At 70.0% G+C, this 6,467-nt stretch carries 6 protein-coding genes, 1 pseudogene and 1 riboswitch; of the genes and pseudogenes, 2 read left to right on the top strand and 5 right to left on the bottom strand.

From position 1 onward, the window contains the following. The first annotated feature begins 81 nt into the window (after positions 1-81). Positions 82-711 (top strand): peptide deformylase, encoded by a 630-nt coding sequence (gene def, locus GWI24_RS38495; protein WP_210950681.1) that lies wholly within the window; start codon positions 82-84, stop codon positions 709-711. Between the two features lie 104 nt (positions 712-815). Here def and GWI24_RS38490 read toward each other — a convergent pair whose 3' ends face one another. From GWI24_RS38490 to GWI24_RS38470, 5 genes are all read right to left on the bottom strand, one after another. Further along, a complete protein-coding gene (locus GWI24_RS38490; RefSeq protein WP_210950680.1) occupies positions 816-1,847 on the bottom strand; it encodes a ribonucleotide-diphosphate reductase subunit beta in 1,032 nt (343 codons plus the stop codon). Positions 1,848-1,864: 17 nt separating this feature from the next. After that, positions 1,865-4,273: a ribonucleoside-diphosphate reductase subunit alpha gene (locus GWI24_RS38485; RefSeq protein WP_210950679.1), complete on the bottom strand. Its 2,409-nt coding sequence runs from the start codon at positions 4,271-4,273 to the stop codon at positions 1,865-1,867. Positions 4,274-4,407: 134 nt separating this feature from the next. Further along, positions 4,408-4,569: riboswitch (cobalamin riboswitch) on the bottom strand. An 86-nt stretch (positions 4,570-4,655) separates the two neighbouring features. Then, positions 4,656-5,162: a GNAT family N-acetyltransferase gene (locus GWI24_RS38480; protein WP_210950678.1), complete on the bottom strand. Its 507-nt coding sequence runs from the start codon at positions 5,160-5,162 to the stop codon at positions 4,656-4,658. Positions 5,163-5,226: 64 nt separating this feature from the next. After that, the gene (locus GWI24_RS38475; protein WP_166484413.1) at positions 5,227-5,397 is read right to left on the bottom strand and encodes a hypothetical protein; all 171 of its coding nucleotides are present in this window, start codon (positions 5,395-5,397) and stop codon (positions 5,227-5,229) included. A gap of 43 nt (positions 5,398-5,440) precedes the next feature. Next, positions 5,441-5,728 carry a hypothetical protein gene (locus GWI24_RS38470; RefSeq protein WP_210950677.1) on the bottom strand — a complete coding sequence of 96 codons (288 nt, stop codon included), beginning with the start codon at positions 5,726-5,728 and terminating at the stop codon, positions 5,441-5,443. A gap of 550 nt (positions 5,729-6,278) precedes the next feature. Here GWI24_RS38470 and GWI24_RS45890 point away from each other — a divergent pair. Further along, positions 6,279-6,467: pseudogene (locus GWI24_RS45890) on the top strand (cell wall protein); the annotation flags it as partial.

Below are 6,467 nucleotides of genomic sequence, written 5' to 3'. Positions count from 1 at the left end.
TAAGCACACCGCACCCCGCCGCGCCGTGCCCGTACCCTGTAGGGCGACGCATCACGGTTGAAGGAAGGCATACGGCGGACGATGTCGCAGCAAGGGACGAAGCAGCGGGTGGACGACGAGTTCATCGTGGACACGGAGGACTGCGAGGAGCGTGAGCGGGCCTTCCGCGAGCGCGGCACCGCCCGCCCGATCACCGTGTACGGCAACCCGGTCCTGCACAAGGAGTGCCGGGACGTGACCGTGTTCGACGAGGAGCTGGCACGGCTCGTCGACGACATGTTCGCCAGCCAGCGGGCGGCGGAGGGCGTGGGCCTGGCCGCCAACCAGATCGGTGTCGACCTCAAGGTCTTCGTCTACGACTGCATGGACGACGAGGGCGTTCGCCATGTGGGCGTGGTGTGCAACCCGGTGCTGGAGGAGCTGCCCGCCGAGCGCCGGGTGCTGGACGACTCCAACGAGGGCTGTCTGTCGGTCCCCACGGCGTACGCGGAGCTGGCCCGCCCCGACTACGCGGTGGTGCGCGGCCAGGACCTCGACGGCGAGCCGATCGCGGTGCGCGGCACCGGCTACTTCGCGCGCTGCCTCCAGCACGAGACCGACCACCTCTACGGCTACCTCTACATCGACCGGCTCTCCAAGCGCGACCGTAAGGATGTGCTGAAGCAGATGGCCGAGGGCACCGCCCGCTATGAGACGGTGCCGAACGACTGAGTGTGCCGTACCTCACAGGGCGGGCCGGACCCCTCGGAATCCGGCCCGCCCTGTTGATGTCAGAACTCGTCCGACATCAGAAGCCTGACATCAGAAGCCCGACATCAGAAGTCGTCGTCGAAGGCGACCGACCCCTCGACCGCGACCTGGTACGCCGAGGCGCGCCGCTCGAAGAAGTTGGTCAGCTCCTGGACGTTCTGCAGCTCCATGAAGGAGAACGGGTTCTCCGAGCCGAAGACCGGGGCGAAGCCGAGCCGCTGCAGGCGCTGGTCGGCCACGCACTGCAGATACTCCTGCATCGACGCGGTGTTCATGCCCGGCAGCCCGTCCCCGCACAGATCGCGGGCGAACTGGAGCTCCGCCTCGACGGCCTCCTTCAGCATGTCGGTGACCTGCCGCTGGAGCTCGTCGTCGAAGAGGTCCGGCTCCTCCTCGCGGACGGTGTCCACGACCGAGAAGGCGAACTCCATGTGCATCGACTCGTCGCGGAACACCCAGTTGGTGCCCGTCGCCAGGCCGTGCAGCAGCCCGCGCGAGCGGAGCCAGTACACGTAGGCGAAGGCGCCGTAGAAGAACAGCCCCTCGATGCAGGCCGCGAAGCAGATCAGGTTGAGCAGGAAGCGGCGGCGGTCCTCCTTGGTCTCCAGCCGCTCGATCTTCTCCACCGAGTCCATCCAGCGGAAGCAGAACTCCGCCTTCTCCCGGATGGAGGGGATGTTCTCGACGGCGGCGAAGGCCGCGGCGCGGTCGTCCGGGTCGGGGAGGTAGGTGTCCAGCAGCGTCAGATAGAACTGGACGTGCACCGCCTCCTCGAAGAGCTGCCGCGACAGATACAGCCGCGCCTCGGGGGAGTTGATGTGCTTGTAGAGCGTCAGCACCAGGTTGTTGGCCACGATCGAGTCGCCGGTCGCGAAGAAGGCGACCAGACGGCCGATCAGATGCTGCTCACCGGGGGAGAGCTTGGCGAGGTCGGCGACGTCGGAGTGGAGGTCGACCTCCTCCACCGTCCAGGTGTTCTTGATCGCGTCGCGGTAGCGGTCGTAGAACTGCGGGTACCGCATCGGCCGCAGGGTGAGTTCGAAGCCCGGGTCGAGCAGGTTCTTGTGGTGCTCGGCCGAGGTGTTCGCGGTGGTCATCTCGGATGCGGTGGGCATTACTGGCAGGCCTCGCAGGACTCGGGGTTTTCCAGGGAGCAGGCGATCGCGTCGGCCTCGACCGGGGCCGCTTGCGCGGGAACGGTGACGGCGGGGGCGGCCGCGGCGGCGCCGCCCCGGGCGCTCTGGGCGATCCGGGTGGCCGGACGCGAGCGCAGGTAGTACGTGGTCTTGATGCCGCGCTTCCAGGCGTACGCGTACATCGAGCTGAGCTTGCCGATGGTCGGCGAGGCCATGAAGAGGTTCAGCGACTGGCTCTGGTCGAGGTACGGGGTGCGGGCCGCCGCCATGTCGATCAGGGCGCGCTGCGGGATCTCCCACGCGGTGCGGTACAGCTCCCGTACGTCCGCGGGCACCCAGGAGAAGTCCTGCACCGAGCCGCCCGCCTCGCGCAGCGCCTCACGGGTCTGGGCGTCCCAGACGCCCAGCTTCTTGAGGTCGTCCACCAGGTAGGAGTTGACCTGCAGGAACTCCCCGCTGAGCGTTTCGCGCTTGAAGAGGTTGGAGACCTGCGGCTCGATGCACTCGTAGACGCCCGCGATGGAGGCGATGGTCGCGGTCGGCGCGATCGCCAGCAGCAGCGAGTTCCGCATCCCGGACTTCGCCATCCGGGTGCGCAGCGCCTGCCAGCGCTCCGGCCAGGTGGCCACCGCGTCCGGGTAGTGGTCCGGGTGCAGCACACCGCGCGCGGTGCGGGTCTCGGCCCAGGCGGGGTGCGGGCCGTGGCGCTCGGCGAGCTCGCAGGACGCCTCGTACGCGGCGAGCATGATGCGCTCGGAGATCCGCGTGGAGAGCGCCGTGGCCTCGGGCGAGTCGAACGGCAGCCGCAGCCGGAAGAAGACGTCCTGGAGCCCCATGAGGCCCAGACCCACCGGGCGCCAGCGAGAGTTGGAGGCCCCGGCCTCCTCCGTGGGGTAGAAGTTGATGTCCACCACGCGGTCGAGGAAGGTCACGGCGGTGTGGACGGTGGCGTCGAGGCGCTCCCAGTCCAGCTGCCCGTCCTCGCCCAGGTGGGCGGCGAGGTTGACCGATCCGAGGTTGCACACGGCGGTCTCGCCGTCGTCGGTGACCTCCAGGATCTCGGTGCAGAGGTTGGAGGAGTGGACGACCCTGCCGGGCTCGGCGGTCTGGTTGGCGGTGCGGTTGGCGGCGTCCTTGAACGTCATCCAGCCGTTGCCGGTCTGCGCGAGGGTGCGCATCATCCGGGCGTACAGCTGGCGCGCCGGGACCTGCTTGACGGCCTTCCCCTCGGCCTCGGCCCTGCGGTACGCGGCGTCGAACTCCTCGCCCCACAGGTCCACCAGATCGGGCGCGTCGGCCGGGGAGAACAGCGACCAGTCGGCGTCCGCCTCGACCCGGCGCATGAACTCGTCCGGGATCCAGTGGGCGATGTTGAGGTTGTGGGTGCGGCGGGCGTCCTCGCCCGTGTTGTCCCGCAGCTCCAGGAACTCCTCGAGGTCCGCGTGCCAGGTCTCCAGGTAGACACAGGCCGCGCCCTTGCGCCGGCCGCCCTGGTTGACGGCGGCCACCGAGGCGTCGAGCGTGCGCAGGAACGGCACGATGCCGTTGGAGTGCCCGTTGGTGCCCCGGATCAGCGAACCGCGGGCCCGGATGCGGGAGTAGGACAGGCCGATGCCGCCCGCGTGCTTCGACAGCCGCGCCACCTGGTGGTAGCGGTTGTAGATCGAGTCCAGCTCGTCCAGCGGCGAGTCCAGCAGATAGCAGGACGACATCTGCGGATGCCGGGTGCCGGAGTTGAACAGCGTGGGGGAGCTGGGCAGGTACGACAGCGTGCTGGTCAGCCGGTAGAGCTCGGCCACATCGTCCAGCGCCCGCTCCGAGAGGTTCTCGGCGAGCCCGCAGGCCACGCGCAGCAGGAAGTGCTGCGGGGTCTCGATCACCTGACGGGTGATCGGGTGGCGCAGCAGATAGCGGCTGTAGAGGGTACGCAGCCCGAAGTAGCCGAAACGGTTGTCGGCGCCGTCGGCCAGGGCCCGCTCCACCAGCGCGTCCAGCCGCTCGGCGTGGGCGGCGGCGAACTCCGCGGTGGAGTCGGCGAGCAGGCCCTCGCGGTGGCCCACCTGGACGGAGGTGGAGAAGGAGACCGCGCCCTGCCCGGCCGCCTCCTCCGTGATGGTGAGCGCCAGCAGCCGCGCCGCGAGCCGCGAGTACTCCGGCTCCTCGGCGATCAGCCCGGCCGCCGCCTCGGTCGCGAGCGTGCGCAACTCCGCCTCGTCCGAGCCGGGATGACGGCCGCGCAGGGCGGCGGCCGCGACCTTGCCGGGGTCGGTGGCGGGCAGGTCGGCGGTGAGTCCGGTAAGAGTCCGTAGCAGGGCGGTCCCGGGCGCGTCGTCCGCTGCCTGAGAAGCCGCCTGCGCTGAAACCGGATCGGCGGGCGCGATGGTCACTGAGGTGCTCTCCCTCGCTCGGCTGGACCGCGAGGGGTGGTGCGATGGGCGCGTACGGGCATGCCGATGCCGCACTCCTCGTACGCCAGGCACACCACGCAGCGTCCATCGGCCCAACCCTCGAGGCCGGGGGACGTGTTCACAGGGCTGTCGGCAGGTGCTCGGACTCACGGGCACGCCGAATTGAGCGCACACGTACACCGTTGCGGGACAGTTCCGGATTCCCACCGGATTCCCCTGTGGCGACAGCGAGGACGAGCATACATCTTGTGTCGGCCGACGCACGCACCCCCATATCTTGTGTCGGAGCTGCGGAGTTTCGCATGAATGTGCTAATGCGTTCCGGAGGTGGCCCGTGACCTGGGGCGTGCGGCGCGGGGCGTCACAGCTCCACGGTGAAGGCCCAGAGGGTGAGGTCCGTGCCGGGCAGGGGCGCCCAGTCGCGCTCCGGGGCACGGGTGAAGCCCAGCCGCTCGTACAGGCGGTGGGCGGCGGTCATCGACCGCTGGCTGCTGATCACTATTCGCCGCAGGCCCAGTGCGCGGGCCCGGTCCAGGCAGGCTCGCACGAGCGCTTCGGCGGCGCCGCGGCGGCGGGACTCGGGGCGGACGGCCAGCATCCGGAACTCGCCCTCGCCGGGGCGGGCCAGCTCCGCGTACGCCCCGCCGTGCACGGCGAACGCCACGGCGCCCAGGACCTCGTCGCCCGCCGCGTCCGCCGCGACCAGCAGCTCGGCCTCGGCGGCCCGGCGGCGGGCGTCGCGCAGGGTGGCGAGATAAGGATCACTGTCCCCGAAGTCCAGGAGGCCGTCCCCCAGATACACCTGTGCGGTGAGCTCTCCGATTCCGTCCAGCTCCTCGTCCCGCGCGCGTCTGATCGTGATGTCCATGCCCGCAGTCTGCCGCAGACCACTGACAGCCGGGTCGCCGGGCGCGGGGTGTGGGTCCTCGGCGTCACTGGGTGACGGCGGTGATCACTCCGGTGGAGCCCGCGCGCTTGTTGGCGGCGTCGGCTTCCTGGTGGGTGACGTAGCGCCGGACCGTACCGTCCGGCAGTGTCAGCTCATAGACGACAACGGGTTGAGGCGGCCATTGAGCCGCTGTTCCGCCGCAGTTGCAGGCCATGGTTGCCCTTCCTTTCCCTCGGGTCGTTGTGGGGGGCGGTGGGTCAGTCCAGCCATCGCGAGGCGACACCGGCCAGGTAGGAGAGCGTCAGGGCGGTGGCCGGGAGGTGGAACCACGCGGTGGTGTGCAGCAAGGAGGCGTAGACGGCGATCGCGGCGGCCACCCATGTGCTGGTGCACCAGCCGCAGTTGACCAGGTAGGTGGGGCGGGAGTCGTCGCCGAAGCGGTCGGCGACCCAGATCCTGAACCCGGCCGCCAGGGTGTCCTTGGTGATGAAGCGGGTGATCCGGCAGGTGGTGCCGAGGGCGAGAAGGAACGCGGCGAGGCTCATCGGATCGTTTCCTCCCCGGGTGGTCATACGGGGGTCGGCTCTTCCCCGGGTGGTCATACGGGGGTCGGCACGGCCGATGTCACTGCTGGGTCGGCGCTGCCGATGTCACTGCTGGGTCGGCGCTGCCGATATCACTCATTAGAGGCATGACGGGCGACGGCAAGCCATACCCCTTGGCACGCATTCGCCCGAATAGCCGAGCGCTTGTCATACAAGCTCGGTGCCACGCGCGCCCTGATGCGCCAAACGAGTGATGGCCGCCGTGAGGCCTTGAGTGACGCCGAGGGGCGTGGATAACTGGAAACGTGCCGCCGAGGTCGCCCCATACCTCGTCGGCCACTCCAGGAGCCGGGCGTCCGCCCCGTGGCTCCGCTCTTCATCCGCGCACCGTTCCCGCGCCCCGACCGGCCGCCCGCGGCTCATCCGTTCCTCCGGTGCGGCCTGTCTCGACCGCGCGGTGACGACGAAGCGTTGACCGGCGGCGCGTGCCCACGTCCGTCGGCATGCCGTCGGCGCACATCACCCGAACCCTTCCCCGGGAGGACCGACCATGACTTCGACCGCTCTCGCGACCGCCGCCGCCACCAATGCCGCCACCGCGGGCTACTGGCCACCGGTGGGACCGCCGACGCTGCTCGCCGTGGTGCCCGACTCGGGCCCCGCCGCCGGTGGCAACTACGTCCGGCTGTTCGGCCAGAACCTGCGCGGCGTCACCGGCGTGTCCTTCGGCGGTACGCCC

Origin of the sequence: Streptomyces sp. MK37H (genome assembly GCF_018035285.1) — a bacterium.
Taxonomy (GTDB): Bacteria; Actinomycetota; Actinomycetes; order Streptomycetales; family Streptomycetaceae; genus Streptomyces; species Streptomyces endocoffeicus.
Note: the sequence above shows the minus strand (reverse complement) of the source record. Positions and strands in the feature narration are given on the sequence as shown.

What these genes read in the sequence shown, in the direction of transcription:
- def (WP_210950681.1), top strand. Translation starts at nt 82, where the DNA reads ATGTCGCAGCAAGGGACGAAGCAGCGGGTGGACGACGAGTTCATCGTG.
- GWI24_RS38490 (WP_210950680.1), bottom strand. Translation starts at nt 1,847, where the DNA reads ATGACCACCGCGAACACCTCGGCCGAGCACCACAAGAACCTGCTCGAC.
- GWI24_RS38480 (WP_210950678.1), bottom strand. Translation starts at nt 5,162, where the DNA reads ATGGACATCACGATCAGACGCGCGCGGGACGAGGAGCTGGACGGAATC.
- GWI24_RS38475 (WP_166484413.1), bottom strand. Translation starts at nt 5,397, where the DNA reads ATGGCCTGCAACTGCGGCGGAACAGCGGCTCAATGGCCGCCTCAACCC.
- GWI24_RS38470 (WP_210950677.1), bottom strand. Translation starts at nt 5,728, where the DNA reads ATGAGCCTCGCCGCGTTCCTTCTCGCCCTCGGCACCACCTGCCGGATC.